Below are 24,603 nucleotides of genomic sequence, written 5' to 3'. Positions count from 1 at the left end.
GGCGCGAATGTCCCCCTCTGCCCATGCAGATCAAAATAATCAACTCAGATGTTCGTTATCCTGCCCCCTTATCCGAATGAGTGCTATGAGGGAGATGCATGAGCCTGATTGAAGCGATGACCATGGTGGCTGGCCTGGTCTATCTGGCCCTGTTGGGTTGGCAGGCGCGCACCGGTTGGCAGTGGCGTCTTGCCCTCGGCCTGCTGGGCCTGATCTGGCTGGTGGCGGCGGACAGCCTGCTCTGGTTCGCGCTGGGGCTGGTGGTCGTCCCCCTCGCCCTGTGGCACCAGCGGCGGCCGCTGCCCGCCCTCGAGGCGCTCGACAGCCAGTGGCTACGGGCACGCACACGCCAGCTGCTGCTGCTCTGCTGGGGGCTGGTGACTGTGCAGTACGGCCTGCATGTCTGGCAGCTGGGGCAGGGGATATCCCCCTGGCTGGTGCGTCCGGACGTGGTGGACGGCTTCCTGCCCATCGCCGGCGGGCTCGGGCTGCGGGCCTGGCTCAGTCAGGGCATAGTGGATCCCCATCATCCGGCGGCGACCATGACTGTACTGGTGCTCTGCCTGTCGGCCCTGCTGCTGGGGCGGGCCTTCTGCGCCTGGTTCTGCCCGCTCGGGCTGGTGGGCGAGTGGCTGCACGGCCTGCGCAGCCGATGGATAGTGGGGGAGTGGACGCCGCCGCGCTGGCTCGATACCGTGCTGCGTTCCCAGAAATTCCTGGTGCTGGCTTTCCTGCTGTTTATCGTGCTGATCGCGGTGCCAAGCGCCGCCCTGCCCGGCTACTTCACCAGCCCCTACCATCAGGCGGCGGACATGAAGATGGGGGCCTTCTTCTTCAACCTGACCCTGATTTCGGGCCTGTGTCTGGGCTGGGTGCTGCTGCTCACCGCCACCTTCCGCCAGGGCTTCTGCCGCTACCTCTGCCCCTACGGCGCCTGGCTGTCTTTACTCGGCTTGCTGACACCGCTGCGCATTCGCCGTGACCCGGCCCGCTGCCTGCGAAGTGCTGGCCATGACTGCGACAAGTGCAGCCGGGCCTGTCCCTCCCGGATCCAGGTGCACCAGCTGATCGCGGTGCGCAGCCTGGAGTGCACCAGCTGCCTGAGCTGCGTCGCCGCCTGCCCCAAGCGGGCCGATGCGCTGCACCTTGGCAGCAAGGCGCGCAGGCTTGAGCCCCGCCAGCTGCTGGGTCTGCTCTGCCTGCTGTTGTTGATATTGCCGCTGCTCTCCTACGGCCTGCTGGGTATCTGGGTCAGCCAGACGCCGCTGGCGGATCGCGCCCAGCTGCTGCAGCTATTGCCCCAACTGGCTCATTGAGCACAGATGAGTCAGTTGCAGGCACTCCTCTGAGGGGGCCGCCGGGCGCTCTGAAGATGCACCCGCATTTGATACCTGAGGGGTAGCAGGGTAAAGTCCCTTCCCCGACATGGCGGCCCTGCTGCCGTGTCGGGCCGGCAGCCCGCCTTAACCACCTTGCTTCGCTTTCGAAGCAACAAGCACTGGGCGCCGGCACATAGATGAGCGCGATCTACCATGACAACCGGCGTAGCAAATGCAACGGTCCGCGGTCGCGACCAGATCCACAATCGTCTTTGGAGAAGTAAATGGGACAGAAACCATCTTTGGTGGGCGGGGCATGCATCATTGCCGGCGTCTGTGTAGGAGCCGGCATGCTGGGCTTGCCGAGTGCCGGGGCGGGTGCCTGGACCATCTGGTCGGTGCTGGCCATCACCCTGACCATGGTGGTGATGACGGTATCCGGCTGGATGCTGCTGGAGTCTTATCAGGGCTATCCGCTGCGCGTGTCGTTCGATACCGTCACCCGCGAACTGCTGGGGGACAAGGTCAACGTCCTCAACAACCTCACCGTCTACTTTGTCGGCGGCATACTGCTCTACGCCTACATCACCTCGGCCGGCCTCATCATAGATGGCATGACCGGCATCGGCAGCCACTGGGGCTCCATCCTGTTTACCCTGGGCTTCTCCGGCCTGGTGTGGCACTCCACCCGGGCGGTGGATCGCATCTCAGTGGTGCTGGTCATCGCCATGGGGCTGAGCTTCGTGTTCGGCATCTCGGGCCTGTCGCTCAACATCAAGCCGACCCTGCTGTTCGATACCCTGAGCCAGCACGCCAGCTATGCCCCCTATGCCCTGGCCATGTTGCCGGTGGCGCTCACCTCGTTCGGCTATCACCATTCGGTGTCGTCTATGCGCGCCTACTACGGTGAGGAGCGCCGCGCCCGTTACGCCATTCTCGGCGGCACCGCCATAGCGCTGCTGTTCTACCTCATCTGGCTGGTGAGCGTGTTCGGCAACCTGCCGCGCAGCGAGTTCGGACCCGTGGTGGCCCAGGGCGGCAACGTCGATGTGCTGCTCAAGGCGCTGGCCTCGGTGATAGAGTCGGAGGCCGTCGCCAGCGCCCTCAACCTCTTCTCCATGGCCGCCATCCTCTCCTCCTTTATCGGTGTGGGTCTGGGGGTGTTCGACTATCTGGCGGATCTGTTCAAGTTCGACAACGGCCGCGGTGGCCGCGCCAAGTCGTGGGCGGCCACCTTCCTGCCGCCGCTGCTGCTCTCCCTGCTGTTCCCGTTCGGCTTCCTGATGGCCATCGGCTACGCCGGCGCCGTGGCCACCCTGTGGACCTGCATCATACCCGCGCTGCTGGCCTGGAAGGTGCGTACCGGCAAGGGCGAGCAAGGCGGCAAAGGCGATGGCTTCCGCGCGCCGGGCGGCATGCCGATGATAGTGGGCGTCTTGCTGTTCGGTGTGCTGACCGCCCTCTTCCATCTGCTCAACATGGCGGGTCTGCTGCCGGTCTACATGGGCTAGTTTTTTGTCCTCACCCTATGACAAGGCGCCCGGGTGGCGCCTTGTTTTTTGCGCCATCCGGCGCAGGGAGCTGGAGGGACTATAGTCAGACAGATGACGTCGGCGGCCCACCGCACGCCCCCGGGCTGCGACCCCATGGCGCCACCTTCCGATCACTCCGTCCCCCACCAGACAGCTGCTGCCCGGCAGCACGGCCGCCATGGTAGTCAGGCCGCGCGTGATCTATCCAATCAACCGGGAGACAGACGTTATGTGCAAGCACATGTCCACCCTTGGAGCACTCGCGGCCATCACCCTGGCCGGCCTGGTGCAGGCCGAAGAGATGGCCGGCGCTGCGGCTATGACGGACGAGGCGATGATCACCAGCGCCATGGCGGCGGCCCCCACCAGGGTCGGTGCCGGCGCCACCATTGTCGCCATGGGCGCCGATGGCAAGATGCGTACCCTGCGGGAAGGCAGCAACGGTTTTACCTGCATGCCCGACAACCCGGCCACGCCGGGGCCGGACCCCATGTGCATGGATGCGGCGGCGATGGCCTGGGCTCACGCCTGGATCGGCCATCAGACCCCGCCCAAGGGCAAGATCGGCTTTATGTACATGCTCAAGGGTGGCACCGATGCCAGCAACACAGATCCTTACGCCACCCAGCCCACCACCAGCAATCACTGGTTGCAGACCAGGCCCCACGTGATGGTTGTCGGGGCGGATGACGCCTTCTACGATCAGTACCCGAAAGGTGCCGCTCCTGACACCTCGATACCCTATATCATGTGGTCTGGCACCCCCTACCAGCACCTGATGGCGCCGGTGGAGTAAGGTGTTCCGTGCAATGGGGTCGGTGCGGCTCGCCGCTACCGATCATCAAAAGGCGCCCGTTGGCGCCTTTTGTATTGGAGTGTCGCGGGAGAAGAAACCTCCTCTTTGAGCGGCTGGCTCATGACGGCGGGAAGCGGGCATGGCATCTACTGCCGATAGCGGGCGGCCGTGATGAATTGGCCGAAGGTTTCGCACCAGACGATCACGCTGTCGTAGCGGGCCGGATCGATATTGGCGGGGAGCGGCACGATAAAGTTGTCGAAGGTTTTCACCGGTCCGACCCGCACCATCCGTGGCTTCAGGCGGGCAAAGTCCGCTTCGGTTTCGACAAATTCCGGCGACAGATAGAGCTGGTAGTCGGGCCCCGGCGCCAGCTTGCCCATCAGGCTGATGGCATCTGGCCCTATGCTCACCTGGCCTTCGCCCCAGTGCAGCCGGTCGCTCTCTTTCAGATCCCGGCGAAAGGTGCCGTTAAAGGTTGCCTGTTGCTGACTGGCCGCCACCTGTTCACTGCTCGGTGCGGCAGGCGCTATCAGGATCGGCAGGGCATAGATGCCGGCGGCAAAGCCGGCCGCCCCTACCAGCAAATGGGTGGCCAGCAACAGGGCCAGGGTCTTGCGTTGCATAACGCCTCGGTCGTCGATTAATTGATGGTCATACCCTAACAGCGGCAGCTTCCCATGCCCATACCCGAACGCGGCAAGGTTCACTCTGTGGGGGGGGGCCGCAGCCGGTGCCTGCATGGGGTTGTGGTGATCGGGCGAGCCTTGCCGGTGGGCTGCCGACACACCGGTGCTGGACTCAGGGTCTCCATCGCGGGGAAAATGCCGGCAAGCCTTTTCATCACAAGGGAACATGATGCTGATTATCTTCAGTGGTTTGCCGGGCAGCGGAAAGAGCACCATTGCGCGTGCCTTGGCCCAGCGGTTGGGGGCCGTCTATCTGCGCATTGATACCATAGAGCAGGCCATTCGTGACGCCGACCAGACAAACAAAGAGATGGGGCCCGCCGGTTATTTCGTCGCCTATGAGCTGGCCAGAGAGAACCTGAAGCTTGGCTCGACCGTCATCACGGATTCCGTTAACCCCATACAGCTCACCCGGGATGCTTACCACGACATCGCCCTCTCGGCCGGGGTGCCCTGTCTCGATATAGAGGTGATCTGCTCCAACCCGAGTGTGCACCGTGAACGGGTCGAGAGCCGGACGGCCGATATTGCGGGGTTTGCATTGCCGGACTGGCAGGCGGTGCTCGACCGCGACTATGAACCCTGGGACAGGGATCGCCTGATACTGGATAGCGCCACCCTGTCGGTAGCTCAGAGTGTGGAGCAGATCATTGCCGCGTTGGCACAGGAATCGTAGGTTCGATGAACGAAGCGTAATCGGACGATCGAGATGCCGTTGTTTCGGCTGTTCCTGCGAGTCTACGGCGGCCAGACGGAGGGGAAATATGGGTGGCCGTGATAGCGGGTGAATTCATTTACGCAAACGTCCGATTACGCCTGACGGCTAATCGAACCTACGGGCTGTCAAGAAAATTGCTAGATAGGAGATTGTATCCGCAGTGATATTTATATTTTACTGACATTCTAAAACATAATATAGTCTGCCGGTAATCTATTAAAATAACCATCATAGAGAAAATAACATATGGAATCTGAAAGTTCATTTGTTGCAAGACAACTAACATATTTTTTTGCTACTCTTTATGCACAGATAAAGTTAAGCACACGAAATGGCTTGAGTGACTTAGCAAAAAATCAGGAGGTTTCTCTACTCAATTTAATAAACAAAGCATATGGAAAAGAATTCAAGGACTTAAATGTAAATAAAAGTAATTTTCCTGCTATTGACTACGGTGATCAATTAGCTAAATTGGGTCTGCAAATGACCGCAACTGTATCTAAACAAAAGTTCAAAGATACAATTGACAAATTGAATAACGATCCGGCTCTGAAAATACAATACCCTACAATTATCTTCTTCTTGTTGACTGTAGAGCCAGTCAATGCTTCGATTAGGTACGTTCCGGTCGATACTGATGTTAATTATGTTACATTATTCGATATGCTGAAGCAGGTTACTCATAAAGACTTAGAATTCCAGAAGGACTTCTTCAGATTATTAAAAATTGAATATGGCAATTATTTTATTCGTGATATGAATAAGGGGGTGGATTTTAATCTAATTGATGACGCGCCAACACCTCAGGATTTAATGTTATTTAATGAATTTATCTGTACGCAAGAATGGTTTCCTGATAATACTGGTGAAGCATACATTGAGATATATAAGTTTATTGATAGCTTTAGATTGTGTTTAAAGAAATGTCCACTGAAGGCAAGGAACATTCTTCTTTCATGTATAAAAGTTGCAGGAATACCCTCTTTTCAAAGTGAAAAAATTCAAGTCTATGCTGATGAGGTTATTGGGAGCCTGAACCTTGAAGAAAAAGATTACTCTACTTTTGAGTATTACCTTGAATTCTTAATTCAAAATAATCTTCTTGAAAAAGAAAACCATTTTCAAGATACTTATACAATTGGAGATGACCTGTATATAAAAAACAGACTGAAATTTGTTTTGAACTATAGAAAATGGGAGCCTGAGATGAACCTGTATTCAGCATTGATAGGGTTCTATATAAAGCATCATGATTTTTCCAAGTTTGAGCATGCACTTATAAATAATGATTTTTCATTGTTATCTGATAGCAAATGTTAAAAAACTTGGGGGAGAAGTGGTTGCCAAGCCCCCATGGTTCAGGTTCTTCATATTGGGTACTGTCTTGTGATTGGTGGAATGTCGCCAGTAAGTTAGTGAAATTAAAAACGGCGCCTTTCGGCGCCGTTTTTAATTTCACTCAACCCAACCAAGATCACTGCAGCAGGGAGATATCCGCGACTTGCAGGAACAGGTTGCGCAGGTTGTTCAGCAGCGCCAGACGGTTGGCCTTGAGGGCCTCGTCGTCTGCCATCACCATCACCTCGTTGAAGAAGGTGTCGACCGGCTCGCGCAGGGCCGCCAGACGGGTGAGGGCGGTCTGATAGTCACCGGCGGCAAACAGCGGGGCCAGTTCGGCTTGCAGTGCAGCAACCTGGGTGGCCAGCGCTTTCTCGGCGGCATCCTGCAACAGTTCCGGTTTGACGGCAGTCGGCAGTTCGCCTTCGACCTTGGCCAGAATGTTGCTGACGCGCTTGTTGGCGGCGGCCAGGGCCAGGGCGGCATCCAGGCTGCGGAAGTGGCTGACGGCCTTGACGCGACGATCGAAGTCCAGCGGACGGGTCGGGCGGCGGGCCAGCACGGCCAGCACAACATCGGCACCTATGCCTTCGTCCTGATAGGCGGCGCGGAAGCGGCCCAGCATAAAGTCGACCACGTCGGTGACGACGGTCTTGTTGGTCAGCTTGTCGCCGTAGACGCGTACCGCTTCTTCAACCAGTTCAACCAGATCCAGATCCAGCTGCTTCTCGGTCATGATGCGCAGGGCACCGATGGCGGCGCGGCGCAGAGCGAAGGGATCCTTGTCGCCTTTGGGCAGCATGCCGATGCCGAAGATGCCGGCCAAGGTGTCGAGCTTGTCGGCCAGCGCGACGGCGCAGGCTTCCAGCGCGGACGGCAGGGCATCACCGGCGAAGCGCGGCATGTACTGCTCGTTCAGAGCCACGGCCACCACTTCGTCTTCGCCGTCGTGACGGGCGTAGTGCATCCCCATGACACCCTGGGTGCTGGCGAACTCGCCGACCATGTTGGTCATGAGATCACACTTGGAGAGCAGGCCGGCACGCTTGGCCTGAGCCACGTTGGCGCCGATGCGCTCGGCGATGAAGCCGGCGACGGTCTCGATGCGCTCGACCTTGGCCTTGACTGTGCCGAGTTGCTGCTGGAACAGCACGGTTTCGAGGCGCGGCAGGCGGGAGGCCAGGGTTTGCTTGAGGTCGGTCTTGAAGAAGAACTCTGCGTCAGACAGACGGGGGCGAACCACCTTCTCGTTGCCGCTGATGATCTGGCTCGGGTCTTTCGACTCTATGTTGGTGACGAAGATGAACTTCGGCAGCAGCTTGCCGTTCTTGTCGTAGACCGGGAAGTACTTCTGGTCACCCTTCATGGTGTGCACCAGCGCTTCAGCCGGAACGGCCAGGAATTTCTCTTCGAAGTTGGCGGTCAGCACCACGGGCCATTCGACCAGGGCGGTGACCTCTTCCAGCAGGGCGTCGTCCAGATCGGCAACGCCACCGAAGGCGGCAGCGGCCGCTTCGACGTCAGCCTTGATCTTGGCCTTGCGGGCCATAAAGTCGGCCACAACCATGCCGCGTTCCAGCAGGATCTGCGGGTACTGGCTGGCGTTGTCGATTTGGAACTCGGGCTCGCCCATAAAGCGGTGACCGCGGATGGTGCGGGCGGAGTCGATCCCCAGGATGTGGGCGGGCACCAGCTCGCCGTCCAGCAGCAGGGTCACGGTGAACACCGGACGCACGAACTGGATGGTCTTGTCGCCCCAGCGCATCATCTTGGGGATGGGCAGCTTGGCCAGAGATGAAGCTACAAGCTCACCCAGCAGCTCGCGCGCCGGACGACCTTCGACCTTGGCGGTGTGGACCAGCCACTCACCCTTGTCGGTGACCAGACGCTCGGCTTGAGCAACTGTGATGCCGTTGCCACGGGCCCAGCCTTCGGCAGCCTTGGTCGGCTTGCCGTCGGCATCGAATGCCTGGGACACGGCCGGGCCGCGCTTCTCGACGCTCTTGCTCGGCTGCTCGCCGGCCAGCTCACTCACCTTCAGCGCCAGACGGCGCGGTGAGGCGAACCACTCGACGTCACCGAAGGCCAGATCGGCCTTGGTCAGCTCGGCTTTGAAGTTGTCGGCAAAGGCTTCGGCCAGGGAGCGAAGGGCCTTGGGTGGCAGCTCGGCGGTGCCGATCTCTACCAGAAATGTATGTTGTGCCATGTCCGTTCCTTAACCTTGCTGCTCGTTGTTGCCACGCTTGCACATGGGGAAGCCCAGCGCTTCGCGGGAGGCGTAGTAAGCCTCGGCCACGGCCTTGGTCAGGGTGCGAATGCGCAGTATGTAGCGCTGACGCTCGGTGACCGAGATGGCCTTGCGGGCATCCAGCAGGTTGAAGGAGTGGGCGGCTTTCAGAATGCGCTCGTAAGCGGGCAGCGGCAGCGGTGTTTCCAGTGCCAGCAGGTGCTGGGCCTCTTTCTCGTACTGCTCGAAGCAGTGGAACAGGAAGTCCACGTCGGCGTGCTCGAAGTTGTAGGTGGACTGCTCCACCTCGTTCTGGTGGAAGACGTCGCCGTAGGTGGTCTTGCCCAGGGGGCCATCGGACCAGACCAGGTCATAGACGCTGTCCACGCCCTGGATGTACATGGCCAGACGCTCGAGACCATAGGTGATCTCGCCGGTCACCGGCTTGCATTCGAGGCCGCCAACTTGCTGGAAGTAGGTAAACTGAGTCACTTCCATGCCGTTGAGCCAGACTTCCCAACCCAGACCCCAGGCACCCAGGGTCGGGTTTTCCCAGTTGTCTTCCACGAAGCGAATATCGTGGATTTCGGGATCCATGCCCAGCTCCTTCAGGGAGCCGAGGTAGAGTTCCTGAATGTTGTCGGGGGAAGGCTTGATGATCACCTGGAACTGGTAATAGTGCTGCAGGCGGTTCGGGTTCTCACCGTAGCGGCCGTCGGTGGGACGGCGGGACGGTTGCACGTAGGCGCAGGCGATGGGCTCCGGGCCCAGGGCGCGCAGGCAGGTCATGGGGTGGGAGGTACCGGCACCCACTTCCATATCCAGCGGCTGAATGATGGTACAGCCCTGGCGGGACCAATAGTCCTGCAGCTGCAGGATCAGGCCCTGAAAGGTTTTGACATCGAATTTTTGCATAGTGTTTTTCGCGCGAAGTGAAATCAGAGCAAGATTTGCTGAATGTGAACCGAAGGAGTATACCGTCTGGCATGGTCGGATAATAGGCGAAATTGTAGGGGATTCATGGGGCGGGGCTGCGCCGGGCCTGGTTGGCCCGGGATGAAAGCCCCGTCATGTTGCCGACGAAATCCCCTTGTCGGACAGAGAGTCGGACAGAGAAAAATAACAGGAGACGAGGAATGGAACTGCGCTGCGCCTGGGTGACCAAGGACCCGGAATATATCGAATACCATGACAGACAGTGGGGGCGGCCGGTACGCGACCCGCGGGAGTTGTTTGCCAAGCTCTGCCTCGATGGCCAGCAGGCGGGGCTCTCCTGGATCACCATTCTCAAGCGCACCGACAGCTACTACCGCGCCTATGCCGACTTCGATCCCACCCTCATCGTCCGGTTCGACGAGCAGGATGTGGAGCGGCTGATGCAGGACAAAGGCATCATCCGCAACCGCCTCAAGGTGCAGTCGATCATCAAAAACGCTCGCGCCTATCTGGCGCTGGAGGCGCAGGGGATCGACTTCGCGGATTACCTGTGGGGCTTCGTCGGCGGCGTCCCCATGGTCAACCAGCGGCAGGGCAACGGCGATATCCCGGCCACCTCACCGGAGTCGGATGCCATGGCCAAGGCCCTCAAGAAGCTGGGCTTCACCTTCGTCGGCAGCACCATCTGCTACGCCTTCATGCAGGCGGTGGGCATGGTGAACGATCATCTGGTGACCTGCCCCTGCCACGGCGAGTGTCAGCAACCCGCCTGAGGCTGCTTATCGCCCGTGCCAGATGCCTGCCAAGGGCCATCGGTCACACCGAATTGCCTGGGGCTGTCGGTTATCCTCCTCCTCGCGACGAATTCGGCTGCATTTGTAGCCGAATTTGGCCCGCCAAGCGCCGCTGGTGCGCAAAAATCGCTCACTCTCGCCAACCGTTCAGACCTGCGTCAGACAATGGCGTGGTGGCGCGTTACAATCCGGCCCCCGGCATGGTGCCGGACTGTATTCATAGAGGTTTTTTCATGCGAGCCAAGATCCTGGTGCCAGCTCTGGCACTGACCATTGCCCTGACCGGCTGTACTACCAATCCCTATACCGGTGAATCCCAGACCTCCAAGGGTGCCTGGGGGGCGCTGGCCGGCGCCGCGACGGGCGCCGCCGTGGGCGCGCTCTCCTCCAGCAAGGGTGATCGCAAGAAGGGGATCCTGACTGGCGTGGCCGCCGGTGCCGCCCTGGGTGGCGGTATCGGTTACTACATGGACGTGCAGGAAGCCAAGCTGCGCGAGAAGCTGCAGGGCACCGGTGTCAGCGTGACCCGCAATGGTGACGAGCTGATCCTCAACATGCCGAACAACGTCACCTTCGACAGCTCCAGCGCCCAGCTGAAAGCGGCCGGTGCCAACACCCTGTCCGGCGTGGCCATGGTGGTTGCCGAGTTCGACAAGACCCGCCTGAATGTGGTCGGCCACACCGACAGCACAGGCTCTCGCGATCTGAACATGAAGCTCTCCGCCCAGCGTGCCGATGCCGTTGCCGCCCAGCTGATCGGTCAGGGCGTGACCGGCAGCCGCATCGCTACTAGCGGTGTGGGCCCGGATCAGCCGGTTGCCAGCAACAGCACCACCGCCGGCAAGGCCCAGAACCGCCGCGTGACCATTACCCTGACCCCGACTGCCTAAGTCGTCCGGTTTGTGGTAACAAAAAGGCCCCGCCAGTGATGGCGGGGCCTTTTTTATTGGAGCCGTTGCGAGCAATGGCGCCTTGTTCTTTGCACCCTTCTCCCCTTGCGGGAGAAGGGCTGGGGATGAGGGGGAAAACAGCCTCTTAGACGGCCGCAGTCAGCTGGATTTCCACCTTGTAGCCTTCGTGGGCCAGGCGAGCCTGCACGCAGGCCCGGACGGGCGCCGTGCTGGCGTGAGGGGAGCCAGGCATCCCGCTCGGCTTAGACAGCCGCAGTCAGCTGGATTTCCACCTTGTAGCCTTCGTGGGCCAGGCGGGCCTGTACGCAGGCCCGGACGGGCGCTGTACCCGCCGGGATCCAGGCATCCCACAGCTCGTTGAAGGCGGCTATGTCCGCAATGTCCTTGAGATAGATGTTGGCCATCAGGATCTTGTCGACCCCGGAGCCGTTGGCTTCCAGCAGGCGCTGCAGGCTGGTCAGCACTTCGCGGGTCTGCTGGTGAATGTCGGCCTCTTCGCTGACGGGGACTTCCACCACATAGAGGGTGCCGTTGTGAATGACCACGTCTGACCAACGCTGGGTGGTGCCGACTCGGGTAATGGTTGTCATGTTTGCTCCGAAACTGGGCTTATTGACCCTTGCGGATCAGATAGCGGTAGGGGGCCTGCTCTGTCTCGCTGGCGATCAGGGTGTGATCCATGAAGCGGCAGAAGCTGGGGATATCGCGGGTGGTTGAGGGATCGTCGGCGCTGACCAGCAGGGTCTCGCCCTGGGCCATCAGCCGCACTTTTTTACGCACCATCATCACGGGTTCCGGGCAACGAAGCCCGATTGCATCCAACTCGTGAGTCGCATTGCAGAATAAAGTAGTCATTAATAATCAACCTTCAGCCGCACTTTCTTGCGGGCTATCGTCACGGGTTCCGGGCAACGAAGCCCGATTGCATCCAACTCGTGAGTCGCATTGCAGAATAAAGTAGTCATTAATAATCAACCTTCAGCCGCACTTTCTTGCGCGCTATCGTCACGGGTTCGAGACAACGAAGCCCGATTGCGTCCAACTCATGGGTTGCATCGCAGAATAAAGCACTCATCAATAATCAACCTTCAACCAATTCAGCTGCCAATGATACTCACGGCGAAAAAATAATCAAACTACTGGGGCTGGAAGCAGCATATGTAACCAAAGTGTTATCTGGCCCTATCTAGTCCCCGTCTTGTGAGTAATATAAAAATTGAACCATATTCAACAAGGAGGTGTGAATATGCAGGTCTCCTACGGCAGATTGCAAGCCTACGCAGGCATGGGGTTCTTGGCTTTCGCCATGATAGTGATGGGCAGCCCGATCGGTAACACAGGCACCTGGTTCGGTTCCATGGTGATGATCGGACTGGGGCTCTGGATCGAGCTCAGCGATTACTACGACGAAGATGAGGACGAGAACGACAACACTTAGCTCCCGGATTTCTCCCACAATGACAAAGGCGGATGCATCATCCGCCTTTGTCGTTTCTGGCCGTCGGGAAAGGGCTAGCGGGTCGAGCGCATGGCCCGCTCCAGATGCAGTGCCGTCTGCTCCGGGTTGGCCCTGGGGTCGTTGAAGAAGTTGCTCAGCACATCCATGATCGCCTGGCGCATGTTGGTGGGCGTCGCCATCCCTTCCGCCATGCTGGGCAGCAGGTTGCCCTCTTGCTCCGCCAGCAGGAAATCCTGGTAGGAGCGCAGGGCGCAGCGATCGAACTTGCTCATGTCCGGTTTGGTGAGGGCGGGGATAGAGCCCTTCACCCGGTTGAACTCCTGCTGGAAGCGCGGCGTCATCAGCAACTGGGCCAGCTCGCCTTGTGCCTGCAACTGGGCGGGATCCCGCTGCTTGAACATGGCGATGGAGTCCAGGTTGTAGCTGAACAGCCCTTCGCTGCCCGGGCTGGGCAGGCACTCAATATCTTCACCCGGCCTGTAGTTGCTGACGCTCAGCTCCCCCTTCACCCAGTCCCCCATCAGCTGCATGGCGGCCTCGCCCGTCTCCAGCTGGTTGGTGGCCTGGTGCCACTTTAAGCCGATGAAGCTCTTGGGCACATAGGCGCGCAACTGCTGGAAGCGGGTCAGCACCCGCACCATGTCGGGGCCGGTCAGGGTGGCGCCGTCCAGTTCGACGAAGGCCTTGCGATAGAACTCCTTGCCTCCTTCGCCGAGCGCCACCGTTTCGAACAACACCGCGAGCTGCCAGGGCTCGTTGCCGATGGCGAGCGGTGTGATGTTCTGCGCCTTGAGCCGTTCGGCCACGGCCACGAACTGGTTCCAGTCGGTGGGCGGGGTCAGCCCCAGCTTGTCGAACAGCTTGCGGTTGAGCCACAGCCAGTTGACGCGGTGGATGCCGGTGGGCACAGCCATCAGGGCGCCATTCTGGCTGAGGGTTTCCCGCACCATGGCGGGCAACTGCGGATACCAGCCCAGGTGTTCGGCCATGGGGGTGAGATCGCGCAGGAAGCCGAGCCCGGCCCACTCCCTCAGCTCATAGCCCTTGAGGTGCGCCGCTTCCGGCGGGTTGGCCGCCAGTGCCCGGCTCTTGAGTACCGTCATGGCGCTCTTGCCGCCGCCGCCCTGCACCGCGAAATCGTTCCACTGGTTGCCCTGCTCGGTCCACTCGGACTTGAGCACTTCCACCGCTTTGGCCTCACCGCCGGAGGTCCACCAGTGCAGCACCTCCACCTGGGAGGCGCCTACAGGCAGGGAGAGCAGGGCGACAATGGCAAACGGGAACAACTTCATAAGGTTACTGCCTTGGTAGGGAGAGGGTGGCCTGCAGGCCGCCCTGCGGGCGATTTTCCAGCACCAGATCGCCGCCGTGGGCGTGGGCTATGTTGCGGGCTATGCCCAGGCCAAGGCCGGTACCGGCCAGATCCGTGCTGAGCCGGTAGTAGGGCTCGAAGATGCGCTCGAACTGATCGTCCGGCAGGCCCGGGCCCTCATCCATGATGAAGAGGATCAGCATCTCCTCGTCGTCCATTATGATGATGCGCACCTTCTGGCCGTACTTGATGCCGTTGTCCACCAGGTTGCCGATGCAGCGCTTGAGTGCCAGCGGCTTGCCACGGTAGAGCTGCTTGCAGTGGCCCTCTATGGTCAGCCGCTCGTCGTGCAGGTTCATGGACTCGGCCATCTGCTCCAGCATGGCGTCTATGTCCAGCTGCTCTATGTTCTCGTGGATGTCGGTGTCTTTCACCGTCTGCAGCGCCCCTTTGACCATCAGCTCCAGCTCGTCCAGATCCTTGTTGAACTTGCCGATCTGCACCTCGTCATCGAGCAGCTCGACCCGCAGCCGCAGCCGGGTGATGGGGGTCTTGAGATCGTGGGAGATGGAGCTGAACAGCCGCTCCCTGTCATCGATATAACGGCGGATGCGGTGCTGCATGATGTTGAAGGCGCGGGTGGCCGCCACGATTTCCGACGCCCCTTCCTCTTTGAGCGAGGGCTGGTCTATGTCCTTGCCGAGATTGACCGCCGCCTTGGCGAGCCGGCGCAGCGGCCGGGTCTGCCAGCGCACCAGCAGGAAGGTGAAGAAGCAGAGGAAGACAGTCATCAGGGCGATGAAACGCACCTGGTTGCTCGGCATGACGGTATCGTCGAGCGTCATGTAGGGGGCGGGCAGCAGGGCCGCCAGATAGAGCCACTCACCGGGTTCTATCTCTATCTGGGTCACCAGCACCGGCGGATTGAGCGGCTCCAGCGACAGGGTATAGCGGGCCCAGGAGGAGGGCAGGTCCGCCAGCAGGGTGTCGTTGTTGAAGACGTGCAGCTCTTCCGGGCGCGAGAAGTCCACCTTGATGGCCATGGCATCGGAGAGCTTGCGGGTCAGCACGCCCTGCACCTCTTTCAGCACCAGCGTCTTGCGCTCACTCTCCGGGATGGCGCTGATGTGGATCTCCTCCTCGTTCAGCGAGACGAAGAAGCGGCTGCCGCCCATGTTGCGCAGCTGGTCCAGCGCTATGTGGCGGTACTGCAGCGGAAGGGACTTGAAGAAGTTGACGGTGGAGGCGGCCGACAGCGCCAGGTTGCGGGTGGTGCTGAGCATGCCTTCCAGCTCCCGCTTCTGGATCTGTTGCATCCAGATGCCGGTGAGTATGGTCTGGGAGAGCAGGATGGCGAGCAGCAACAGCAGCAGCATCCGCGACAACAGGGAGCGGGGTACCAGCGCCCGCCAGAACCACCTCGTTCTCATGGGATCTCGTGCCTCTTGTCGATCAGCATGCCGTCGCTACCTTTTTACCCTTCATGGGATCTCGTGCACCTCGGCGATCAGCATGTAGCCGCTGCCGCGAATGGTTTTGATGATGCGCGGGCTCTTGCCGTTGTCCCCCAGCTTCTGGCGTAGACGGCTGATCTGCACGTCTATGCCGCGCTCCATCGGCAGGCTCTCGCGGCCGCGGGTCGCGTCCGAGATGGTGTCTCTGTCCAGCACCACGCCGGGTTGTTGCAGGAACATGCCGAGCAGCAGGGCATCGCTGCCGGAGAGATCCAGCAGGCTGCCATCCTCGTGGGTCAGCTGGTGGCTCAGGGTGTCCAGGGTCCACTCGGCAAAACGCAGCCGGCGGCTCGGTTCCTTCTCTTTTTCCGGCTGGCGGAATTCGGCGCGGCGCAGCAGCGCCTTGATGCGGGCCTGCAGTTCGCGCGGGCTGAATGGCTTGGCGATGTAGTCGTCGGCGCCGAGTTCGAGGCCGATCACCCGGTCCGCTTCATCGGAGGCGGCGGTCAGCATTATGATGGGCACCTGGGAGTCGCGACGGATCTGCTGGCAGAGGGTAAAACCGTCGTCGCCTGGCATCATGATATCGAGAATAATCAGGTCAGGGCTGTGCAGGGCGAGCTGCTGGCGCATCTCGTTTCCTTCCGCCGCCGTCAATACCTGGAAACCCGCCCTGGTCAGGTATTCATTGAGCAGCTCGCGGATCTCTTGGTCGTCGTCGACGATCAGCAGTTGTTTGCTCGTTGACATATGTATGTGCATCCACCCATTTTTTTGTGCAGATTGAACCTGTCGGGGGAGCAAAAAGCAAGCAAGCCCCCCATCTAATGTGAGGTTATGGGCAATATCCTCCCATATCGCGTCCCGTAAATAAAAAAGGCCGACCCAAACGGGGCGGCCAACACGCAGATTCCGACGACAGGCGATCACCCCGTGTGGCGATCTCCACAGACTCGATGACGGGCCGGCAAGGCCGACCCCAAAAGAGACAATTCTGGCTCGCCCTCGCTGTCGAAGGGAGGGCGAGCCGTTGACATCACACCCGTTCGAACACGGTTGCTATGCCCTGGCCCAGACCTATGCACATGGTGGCCAGACCCAGGGTGGCGTCCTTCTCCTCCATCAGGTGGATCAGGGTGGTGGAGATACGGGAGCCGGAGCAGCCCAGCGGGTGGCCCAACGCGATGGCGCCGCCGTTCAGGTTGACCTTCTCTTCCGCTACGTCCAGCAGTCCCAGGTCCTTGACGCAAGGCAGGGACTGGGCGGCGAACGCCTCGTTCAGCTCGACCAGATCTATGTCGCCTATGGTCAGACCGGCACGCTTGAGCGCCTTCTGGGTGGCGGGCACAGGGCCGTAACCCATGATGGCGGCATCGCAACCGGCCACGGCCATGGAGCGCACCCTGACGCGCGGGGTCAGCCCCAGCGCCTTGGCCCGATCCGCGCTCATTACCAGCATGGCGGAGGCGCCGTCGGACAGGGCCGAGGAGGTACCGGCGGTGACTGTGCCGTTGACCGGGTCGAACACAGGGCGCAGCTGGCTCAGGGTTTCGACCGTGGTCTCCGGGCGGATCACCTCGTCGTAGTCGTAGAAGAAGCGGGCGCCGCTGGCGTCATGCCCTTCCAGCCCGACGATCTCTCTGGCGAAGCGCCCTTCCACGGTCGCGGCATAGGCGCGGCGGTGGGAGCGGGCGGCAAACTCGTCCTGCTGCTGGCGACTGATGCCGTGCAGCTTGCCCAGCATTTCGGCGGTCAGCCCCATCATGCCGGAGGCCTTGGCCACCGACTTGGCCATGCCGGGGTGGAAGTCGACGCCGTGGCTCATGGGCACATGGCCCATATGCTCCACGCCGCCGATGATGAAGATGTCCCCATCACCCACCTGGATGGCGCGGGAGGCATCGTGCAGCGCCTGCATGGAGGAGCCACACAGACGGTTGACGGTGACAGCACCTACCTGCTTGGGGATCCCCGCCAGCAGGGCGGCGTTGCGGGCTATGTTGAAGCCCTGTTCCAGGGTCTGCTGCACGCAGCCCCAGTAGATGTCCTCGATCTCGTTCGGGTCTAGGTTGGGGTTGCGCAGCAGGATGGAGCTCATCAGGTGCGCGGACAGATCTTCTGCACGCACGTTGCGGAAGGCGCCGCCCTTGGACCGGCCCATGGGGGTCCGGATACAGTCGACAATGACTACGTCTTTCATGAATGGATCTCCTTTCCGCAATCAGTAGAAGGTTTTGCCCTGGGCAGCCATCTCACGCAGCTTGTCGCTGACGCGGTAGAGCGGACCCAGATCGGCATACTGGTCGGCCATGGCCACGTAACGATCCAGACCTATGGTGTCCAGATAGCGGAACACGCCACCACGGAAGGGAGGGAAGCCCAGACCATAGACCAGCGCTATGTCGGCCTCGGCCGGCGTGGCGACTATGCCCTCTTCCAGACAGAGCACCACCTCGTTGATCATGGGGATCATCATGCGGGCTATGATGGCTTCCTTGTCGAAATCCTGTTTCGGCTTGGCAATGGGGGCCAGCAGCTCGTAAGCGGCCACATCGGCCACCTTCTTCGGCTTGCCTTTCTTGTCCTGCTCGTAGGCGTAGAAGCCCTTGCCATTCTTCTGACCGAAGCGGCTGGCGTCGTACATCACATCAATGGCGGTGCGACCTTCCTTGCTCATGCGCGCCGGGAAGCCCTGCGCCATGACGTCACCGGCATGGTGACCAGTGTCGATGCCGACCACGTCCAGCAGGTAGGCCGGGCCCATGGGCCAGCCGAACTCTTTCTCCATCACCTTGTCGACGGCGGCAAAGTCGGCGCCATCGGCGACCAGCTTGTTGAAGCCGAAGAAGTAGGGGAACAGCACCCGGTTGACGAAGAAGCCCGGGCAGTCGTTGACCACCACCGGCGACTTGCCCATGGCGGCGGCGTAGGCCACCACGCGGTTGATGGTTTCATCGGAGGTCTGCTCGCCACGGATGATCTCCACCAGCGGCATGCGGTGCACCGGGTTGAAGAAGTGCATGCCGCAGAAGTTCTGCGGACGCTTCAGCCCCTTGGCCAGCAGGGAGATGGGGATGGTGGAGGTGTTGCTGGCGAGGACGGCGTCGTCACCGATAATGCCTTCCACTTCGCCCAGCACGGCGGCCTTCACCTTGGGATTCTCGACCACGGCTTCAACCACCAGATCCACATGCTTGACGCTGTCATAGCTCAGGGTCGGGGTGATGGCGGAGAGCACCTGGCCCATCTTGATGCCATCGATGCGGCCCTTCTCGAGCTGACCGTTGAGCAGCTTGGTGGCTTCACCCATGCCGAGCGCCAGCGCCTTCTCGTTGATGTCCTTCATCACAGCCGGAATGCCCTTGCTGGCTGACTGGTAGGCAATGCCGCCCCCCATGATGCCGGCACCCAGCACGGCGGCGTGGCTTGTGGCCTTGGCTGCCTGCTTGGCGGCCTTCTTGGCCAGCGCCTTGATGTGCTGATCGTTGAGGAAGATACCGACCAGCGCCTTGGCCACGTCTGTCTTGGCCAGCTTGATAAAGCCCTGTGCCTCGACGACGAGCGCCTCGTCACGGCTCATGCCGGCGGCGGCTTCGACGGTTTTAACCGCCGTCATGGGGGCCGGATAGTGTTTGCCCGCCACGGCGGCAACCATGCCGGCGGCGGTGCTGAAGCTCATCATGGCTTCCAGCTTGGAGAGACGCAGCGGGGCCTTCTTGGCGGCGCGGCGGCTCTGCCAATTCAGCTTGCCCGCGATGGCGTCTTTTATCATCTGCACGGCGGCGCTGTGCAGTGTCTCGGGAGCGACCACGGCATCGACGGCACCCACCTTGAGGGCGTCATCGGCACGGTAATCCTTGCCTGTGGTGATCCACTCCAGCGCGTTGTCGGCGCCGATCAGGCGCGGCAGACGAACCGTGCCGCCAAAGCCCGGCATGATGCCAAGTTTGGTTTCCGGCAGGCCAATCTTGGCACTGGTGTCGGCCAGACGAAAATCGGTGGAGAGTATGGTCTCGCAGCCGCCGCCGAGGGCATGGCCCTTGATGGCACAGAGGGTCGGCACCGGCAGATCTTCGATGGCGCTGAAGATGTCGTTGGCCTTTTTCAGCCAGCCGAGCAGATCTTCTTGCGGCAGATCGAACAGTTCCAGGAATTCGGTAATGTCGGCGCCGACGATAAAGGCGTCTTTGCCGGAGGTGAGGATCAGACCTTTTAGTTCACGTTCTTGTTTTAATGCGGCGATCGCTTCGCTCAGTGAGAGCAGGGTAGCGCGATCCAGCTTGTTGACTGAACCCGGGGCATCAAACCTCAGTTCGGCAATGCCGTTTTCGAGGTAGCTGACCGACAGGGTTTCGCCTTGGTAGATCATGAGAGTGTCTCCTTGTTCCCACTCGGTGGGGGGTGTTGCTCCTTTATCCCCAGCAGGGGGCGAGGCTCACTATTGATCCAAAAGAAGACAATTTCAACACCTATTTAAAACATTTGTTTAACAGATCTCGAGTAAAAGCTCGCCTCAGACTAACAGCCAAAATAAAGGCGTCTCATGACGCCTTTATTAACCTTGTGTGCCATCAGCTGGCCAGCTCGGGCCTGTCGCGATACTGGCTCAGCACCTCGGGATCGGCGAGGGCATGGGTGTTGTTGACGGGTCTGTTGTGCACGACTTCCCGCACCGCCAGCTCCACTATCTTGCCGGATTTGGTGCGGGGAATAGCATCCACCTGCAGGATGCGAGCGGGCACGTGGCGGGCGGTGCAGTGCTGCCTTACTTGCTGGCGAATGCGCTCGCGCAGCGGCTCGTCCAGCTTGAGGCCGGGCTTGAGCTTGACGAACAGCACCACCCGCTCGTCCTGTTGCCACTGCTGGCCTATGACTATGCTCTCTTCCACCTCGTCCAGCTGCTCCACGTAGCGATAGATCTCGCTGGTACCGATGCGCACGCCCCCCGGATTGAGGGTGGTATCGGAGCGGCCATAGAAGAGGATGCCGCCAGTGTCGGTCAGCTCGATCCAGTCGCCGTGGCACCAGATGTTGTCGAACCGCTCGAAATAGGCGGCGTGGTATTTGTCGCCGCTGTCGTCCCCCCAGAAGCCGATGGGCTGGGCCGGGAAAGGCTTGGTGCAGACCAGCTCCCCCTTCTCGCCCTGTACCGGCTGGCCCGCCTCGTTGAACACCTGCACCGCGAGGCCGAGGCCGCGCCCCTGGCTCTCGCCGCGATAGACGGGGCTGATGGGATTGCCGATGACGAAGCAGGAGCAGATGTCGGTGCCGCCGGAGATGGAGCTGAGTTGTACATCTTTTTTGATCTGCTGGTAGACGTAGTCGAACCCTTCCGGCGACAACACTGAGCCCGTGCTGCAGATGAGCCGCAGCTGCGGCAGCTCGTGGGTCTTGATGGGGGCATAGCCCTGCTTGTTGAGCGCATCCAGATACTTGGCCGAGGTGCCGAACAGGGCGACCTGCTCATCGCGAGCCAGATCCCACAGTACATTGCCGTCCGGATAGAAGGGGGAGCCGTCATAGAGCACCAGAGTCGCGCCGGAGGCGAGCGCACTCACCAGCCAGTTCCACATCATCCAGCCGCAGGTGGTGAAGTAGAACACCCGCTCCCCCGGCTTGATGTCGCAGTGCAGCTGGTGCTCTTTCAGATGTTGCAGCAGGGTGCCGCCTATGCCGTGCACTATGCACTTGGGCTTGCCAGTGGTGCCGGACGAATAGAGGATGTAGAGCGGATCGTTGAAGCCCATGGGCTCGAAGCGAAGGACGGCATCCGGCTGGCTTGCCAGTACGTGCTGCCAGTCGTGACCAAGCCGCAGGGGATTGCCGAGCAGCGGGATCAGCACAGTCTGCTCTATGCTGTCGATCTGGCCGACCACGCCCGCGACTTTGTCCTGAATGTCGATGGCCTTGCCGTTGTAGCGGTAGCCATCCACCGCAAACAGCACCCGCGGCCGTGTCTGGCCGAAGCGTTCCACCACGCTGGCCTCGCCAAAGTCGGGGCTGGTGGAGGTCCAGATTGCGCCCAGGCTGGTGGTTGCCAGCATGGCCACCACGGTTTCCGGGATATTGGGCAGGTAGGCGGCGACCACGTCGCCACTGCCTATGCCCTGGCTGCGTAACCACTGGGCCAGCCTGGCCACCTGATCCGCCAGTTCACGCCAGCTCAGGGTGTGGCTTGGGCTGCCTTCGATGCGGGAGATAATGGCCGGGCTCTCATCCTGACGGCGCAGCAGGTTTTCGGCAAAGTTGAGCCGGCTGTCGGGGAACCAGCGGGTGCGCTGCATATCCTGGCGGTTTTCTGCCACTATGTCCCCCAGCTCGCCCTTGACGCCGCAGTGTTGCCACACCAGCGGCCAGAAGCGAGTGGTCTTTTCCACCGACCACTGGTAGAGCTGGACATAGTTGTGCAGCTGCAGGCCATGGAAGCGGTTGACCTCGGCCATAAACTGCTGGAGGTTGGATTGTTGAATCCGTTCCTGATCCGGTTGCCACAGGCAAAGGTTGTGCATGAGTAGTCCCTGACTGCATGTATCTACCGGCAGTGTATTGAATTGTTTTTTATTTGTTAATGGTTGGTTTTTGTTTCATAACAAAAGCCTTGTAACGTATGCGTTACCTCACGAAGCGATAGCTTGACGGTTCGAGCCTTGATTCGCTTGATGTTATGCTGAAATCACATTTCTCCCGGAGCAGGACGCCATGAGCAGCTACAGCCAACTTTTTGCCCAGCACCTAGATACCTTGCAGCAGCGCACCCGCGACATACTGCAACAGCAGGGGCTCAGCGGCCTGGCCATCCACTCCGGCCAGACCCACCGCATCTTCCTAGACGACCAGGATTACCCCTTCAAGGTGAATCCGCACTTCAAGGCCTGGCTGCCGGTGCTGGACAACCCCCACTGCTGGTTGCTGGTGGATGGTGTGAACAAGCCGGTGTTGCTGTTCTACCGGCCGGTGGATTTCTGGCACAAGGTGGCGGATTTGCCCAATGCCTTCTGGGTCGACTTCTTCGATATCCGCTTCCTGACGAGGCCGGAGCAGGTTGCCGATCACCTGCCTGCCGGCAAGCAGGAGTGGGCCTATCTGGGCGGCCATCTCGAGGTCGCCGAGTTGCTGGGGCTGGGTCAGCCCAATCCGGAGGCAGTGCTCAACTATCTGCACTATCACCGCGCCTACAAGACGCCCTATGAGCTGGAGTGCCTGCGCGAAGCAAATCGCATCGGCGTGCGTGGCCATGTCGCGGCCAAGGACTCCTTCATGGCGGGGGCGAGCGAGTTCGAGATCAATCTGGCCTACATGAAGGCGGTCGGGCAGGGGGCCAATGAGGCACCCTACGGCAATATCGTCGCCATCAACCGCAATGCGGCCATCCTCCACTACACCCATCTCTCCGCCCTGCGGGTGCCGGATGCGGAGCGCCACTCCTTCCTCATCGATGCCGGGGTGGATTTTCACGGTTATGCCTCCGACATCACCCGTACCTGGGCCTGGCGTCGTGGCGAGTTTGCCGATCTGATCGCGGCGCTGGATGTGCAGCAACAGGAGGTCATCGAGGAGATCAAACCGGGTCGCCGTTACAACGAGCTGCATCTGCAGATGCACCACAGGCTGGCGCGCTTGCTGCAAGCGGTCGAACTGGTGGACATGTCGGTGGACGAGATGATCCACACAGGGGTGACCAACGTCTTCTTCCCCCATGGTCTGGGTCATTTCCTGGGCCTGCAGGTGCATGATGCGGGCGGCTTCATGCAGGACGAGCGCGGCACTCACCTGGCGGCTCCCGACCAGTTCCCCTATTTGCGCTGTACCCGGGTGATGGAGGTGGGTCAGGTGTTCACCATAGAGCCGGGCCTCTACTTCATAGACAGCCTGCTGGAGCCGCTGCGTCAGGGCGAGCAGGGCAAACGGGTCAACTGGAACAAGGTGGAGGCGCTGCGTCCGTTTGGCGGCATCCGCATCGAGGACAACATAGTGTTGCACGCCAACGGGGTGGAGAACCTGACCAGACAAGCGGGACTCTGATGACGGCAGACTATGCCATTCCGGCCGCGCCGCTGGCGGTGAGTGAAGAGATCAAGAAGAGCCGCTTCATCACCCTGATCGCGCACACCCCGACGGTCGAGGCCGCCAAGGCGTGGGTCAACGAGATAAGGCAGCAACACCCCGGGGCCCGGCATCACTGCTGGGCCTTTGTCGCCGGTGCACCGCAGGACAGCCAGGTTTACGGTTTCAGCGATGATGGTGAGCCCTCGGGGACGGCCGGCAAGCCCATGCTGGCCCAGCTGATGGGCTCAGGACTCGGTGAAGTGGCCGCCGTGGTGGTGCGTTACTACGGCGGCGTGCTGCTGGGCACCGGCGGTCTGGTCAAGGCCTATGGGGGTGGCGTGGGCGCCGCGCTCAAGCGACTCGAGACCCGGGTCAAGCGCCAGCAGACACCCTCTCTCATCCAGTGTGACTATGCCGACATGGGGGTGGTGGAGGCGCTGCTCGGCAGCCATCACGGCCAGTTGCTGGAGGCCGACTATGGCTCCCGTGTCACCCTGCGGGTTGCGTGGGGATCCGCTGTTTGGGCCCGGGTTGACCGAGAATTGACCGACCGGACCCATGGACGGGTATCCCTTCGCCCCTTAGATGGCTAGAATCCATCGCTCTTTTAGCCTGAAGAGGGAGCCGGAATGCAGATTCTGAGCATCATTCGTATCGTTGGCCTGCTGGTCGCGCTATTCAGTTCGACCATGCTGCTGCCCGCGATGGTTGCTTTTGGGTACCGTGACGGTGGCGGTGCCGAGTTTGTCAATGCCTTCTTCATCGCCCTGCTGCTCGGTGCTCTGCTCTGGTTCCCCAACCGCCATCATAAGAAAGACCTCAGGTCCAAGGAGGGTTTTCTTATCGTGGTGCTGTTCTGGGTGGTGCTGGGCAGCGTGGGGGCCTTGCCGTTTCTGCTGGGAGAGGTGCCCGGCATGACGGTTTCCGAGGCCTTCTTCGAATCCTTCTCCGGCCTGACGACCACGGGAGCGACCGTGCTGACCGGGTTGGACAATCTGCCCAAGGCCTTCCTCTTCTATCGCCAGTTGCTGCAGTGGCTCGGTGGCATGGGGATCATAGTGTTGGCCGTTGC

23 protein-coding genes (1 of these 23 only partly in view) are annotated in these 24,603 nt (G+C 60.6%); 11 read left to right on the top strand and 12 right to left on the bottom strand.

Annotated features, from left to right (window positions below):
* Positions 1-98 precede the first annotated feature (98 nt).
* The 3 genes from IU367_RS21525 to IU367_RS21515 all read left to right on the top strand — a co-directional run bounded on the left by IU367_RS21525 (position 99) and on the right by IU367_RS21515 (position 3,647).
* Positions 99-1,316, top strand: a complete 1,218-nt coding sequence (locus IU367_RS21525; RefSeq protein WP_274453061.1) for a 4Fe-4S binding protein — start codon at positions 99-101, stop codon at positions 1,314-1,316.
* A 287-nt stretch (positions 1,317-1,603) separates the two neighbouring features.
* On the top strand, positions 1,604-2,830 hold the full coding sequence (locus tag IU367_RS21520) for an aromatic amino acid transporter (RefSeq protein ID WP_274453060.1): 1,227 nt from the start codon (positions 1,604-1,606) through the stop codon (positions 2,828-2,830).
* A 262-nt stretch (positions 2,831-3,092) separates the two neighbouring features.
* Positions 3,093-3,647: a hypothetical protein gene (locus IU367_RS21515; RefSeq protein ID WP_274453059.1), complete on the top strand. Its 555-nt coding sequence runs from the start codon at positions 3,093-3,095 to the stop codon at positions 3,645-3,647.
* A gap of 146 nt (positions 3,648-3,793) precedes the next feature.
* Here IU367_RS21515 and IU367_RS21510 read toward each other — a convergent pair whose 3' ends face one another.
* Positions 3,794-4,273: a DM13 domain-containing protein gene (locus IU367_RS21510; protein ID WP_274453058.1), complete on the bottom strand. Its 480-nt coding sequence runs from the start codon at positions 4,271-4,273 to the stop codon at positions 3,794-3,796.
* 166 nt (positions 4,274-4,439) lie between these two features.
* Here IU367_RS21510 and IU367_RS21505 point away from each other — a divergent pair, with 166 nt between their 5' ends.
* Together IU367_RS21505 and IU367_RS21500 are read left to right on the top strand one after the other, a co-directional pair.
* Complete coding sequence (locus tag IU367_RS21505) at positions 4,440-5,012, top strand: P-loop nucleotide/nucleoside kinase family protein (RefSeq protein WP_274453057.1); 573 nt, start codon at positions 4,440-4,442, stop codon at positions 5,010-5,012.
* Between the two features lie 288 nt (positions 5,013-5,300).
* Positions 5,301-6,374, top strand: a complete 1,074-nt coding sequence (locus IU367_RS21500) for an SMEK domain-containing protein (protein WP_274453056.1) — start codon at positions 5,301-5,303, stop codon at positions 6,372-6,374.
* A 154-nt stretch (positions 6,375-6,528) separates the two neighbouring features.
* Here the strand turns inward: IU367_RS21500 and glyS are convergent, their stop codons facing one another.
* Positions 6,529-8,598, bottom strand: coding sequence for a glycine--tRNA ligase subunit beta (gene glyS / locus IU367_RS21495; RefSeq protein ID WP_274453055.1), 2,070 nt, complete (start codon positions 8,596-8,598; stop codon positions 6,529-6,531).
* Positions 8,599-8,607: 9 nt separating this feature from the next.
* On the bottom strand, positions 8,608-9,534 hold the full coding sequence (gene glyQ / locus IU367_RS21490; protein WP_163155262.1) for a glycine--tRNA ligase subunit alpha: 927 nt from the start codon (positions 9,532-9,534) through the stop codon (positions 8,608-8,610).
* 221 nt (positions 9,535-9,755) lie between these two features.
* On the opposite strand from glyQ, the gene IU367_RS21485 reads away from it, so the two are divergent.
* Complete coding sequence (locus IU367_RS21485; RefSeq protein WP_274453054.1) at positions 9,756-10,328, top strand: DNA-3-methyladenine glycosylase I; 573 nt, start codon at positions 9,756-9,758, stop codon at positions 10,326-10,328.
* A 254-nt stretch (positions 10,329-10,582) separates the two neighbouring features.
* Positions 10,583-11,239: an OmpA family lipoprotein gene (locus tag IU367_RS21480; RefSeq protein ID WP_043135845.1), complete on the top strand. Its 657-nt coding sequence runs from the start codon at positions 10,583-10,585 to the stop codon at positions 11,237-11,239.
* A gap of 145 nt (positions 11,240-11,384) precedes the next feature.
* Here IU367_RS21480 and IU367_RS21475 read toward each other — a convergent pair whose 3' ends face one another.
* Genes IU367_RS21475 through tusA form a run of 3 tightly spaced genes read right to left on the bottom strand, consistent with a single transcriptional unit; the run spans position 11,385 to position 12,115 of the window.
* Positions 11,385-11,492, bottom strand: coding sequence for a RidA family protein (locus IU367_RS21475; protein WP_098981349.1), 108 nt, complete (start codon positions 11,490-11,492; stop codon positions 11,385-11,387).
* A 10-nt stretch (positions 11,493-11,502) separates the two neighbouring features.
* On the bottom strand, positions 11,503-11,850 hold the full coding sequence (locus IU367_RS21470) for a RidA family protein (RefSeq protein ID WP_043135848.1): 348 nt from the start codon (positions 11,848-11,850) through the stop codon (positions 11,503-11,505).
* 19 nt (positions 11,851-11,869) lie between these two features.
* Positions 11,870-12,115, bottom strand: a complete 246-nt coding sequence (gene tusA, locus IU367_RS21465) for a sulfurtransferase TusA (RefSeq protein WP_043135850.1) — start codon at positions 12,113-12,115, stop codon at positions 11,870-11,872.
* Positions 12,116-12,506: 391 nt separating this feature from the next.
* Between tusA and IU367_RS21450 the strand changes: the two genes are divergently transcribed.
* On the top strand, positions 12,507-12,698 hold the full coding sequence (locus IU367_RS21450) for a hypothetical protein (protein ID WP_042036104.1): 192 nt from the start codon (positions 12,507-12,509) through the stop codon (positions 12,696-12,698).
* A gap of 74 nt (positions 12,699-12,772) precedes the next feature.
* Here IU367_RS21450 and IU367_RS21445 read toward each other — a convergent pair whose 3' ends face one another.
* From IU367_RS21445 to IU367_RS21420, 6 genes are all read right to left on the bottom strand, one after another.
* A complete protein-coding gene (locus IU367_RS21445; protein WP_274453052.1) occupies positions 12,773-14,011 on the bottom strand; it encodes an ABC transporter substrate-binding protein in 1,239 nt (412 codons plus the stop codon).
* A 4-nt stretch (positions 14,012-14,015) separates the two neighbouring features.
* The gene (locus tag IU367_RS21440) at positions 14,016-15,461 is read right to left on the bottom strand and encodes an ATP-binding protein (RefSeq protein WP_042867408.1); all 1,446 of its coding nucleotides are present in this window, start codon (positions 15,459-15,461) and stop codon (positions 14,016-14,018) included.
* Positions 15,462-15,512: 51 nt separating this feature from the next.
* Complete coding sequence (locus tag IU367_RS21435; RefSeq protein ID WP_042867409.1) at positions 15,513-16,235, bottom strand: response regulator; 723 nt, start codon at positions 16,233-16,235, stop codon at positions 15,513-15,515.
* Between the two features lie 286 nt (positions 16,236-16,521).
* Complete coding sequence (fadA, locus tag IU367_RS21430; protein ID WP_042867410.1) at positions 16,522-17,685, bottom strand: acetyl-CoA C-acyltransferase FadA; 1,164 nt, start codon at positions 17,683-17,685, stop codon at positions 16,522-16,524.
* Positions 17,686-17,706: 21 nt separating this feature from the next.
* The gene (fadB, locus tag IU367_RS21425) at positions 17,707-19,854 is read right to left on the bottom strand and encodes a fatty acid oxidation complex subunit alpha FadB (protein WP_274453051.1); all 2,148 of its coding nucleotides are present in this window, start codon (positions 19,852-19,854) and stop codon (positions 17,707-17,709) included.
* A gap of 202 nt (positions 19,855-20,056) precedes the next feature.
* Complete coding sequence (locus IU367_RS21420; RefSeq protein WP_274453050.1) at positions 20,057-21,994, bottom strand: acetoacetate--CoA ligase; 1,938 nt, start codon at positions 21,992-21,994, stop codon at positions 20,057-20,059.
* 190 nt (positions 21,995-22,184) lie between these two features.
* On the opposite strand from IU367_RS21420, the gene pepQ reads away from it, so the two are divergent.
* The 3 genes in view from pepQ to IU367_RS21405 are tightly spaced (at most 36 nt apart) and all read left to right on the top strand, a layout consistent with a single transcriptional unit that may run on beyond the window.
* The gene (gene pepQ, locus IU367_RS21415; RefSeq protein ID WP_274453049.1) at positions 22,185-23,507 is read left to right on the top strand and encodes a Xaa-Pro dipeptidase; all 1,323 of its coding nucleotides are present in this window, start codon (positions 22,185-22,187) and stop codon (positions 23,505-23,507) included.
* On the top strand, positions 23,507-24,124 hold the full coding sequence (locus IU367_RS21410) for an IMPACT family protein (RefSeq protein WP_098981361.1): 618 nt from the start codon (positions 23,507-23,509) through the stop codon (positions 24,122-24,124). The genes pepQ and IU367_RS21410 overlap by 1 nt, the downstream gene beginning before the upstream one ends.
* Positions 24,125-24,160: 36 nt before the next feature.
* A protein-coding gene (locus IU367_RS21405; RefSeq protein ID WP_043557707.1) for a TrkH family potassium uptake protein crosses the window boundary here: on the top strand, positions 24,161-24,603 show its 5' portion. 1,015 nt of this gene lie beyond the right edge of the window; the window shows 443 of its 1,458 coding nt (coding positions 1-443); the start codon lies at positions 24,161-24,163; its stop codon lies off the right edge, out of view.

The sequence above is a fragment of the Aeromonas bestiarum genome, assembly GCF_028751155.1.
Classification (GTDB): Bacteria; Pseudomonadota; Gammaproteobacteria; order Enterobacterales; family Aeromonadaceae; genus Aeromonas; species Aeromonas bestiarum.
Note: the sequence above shows the minus strand (reverse complement) of the source record. Positions and strands in the feature narration are given on the sequence as shown.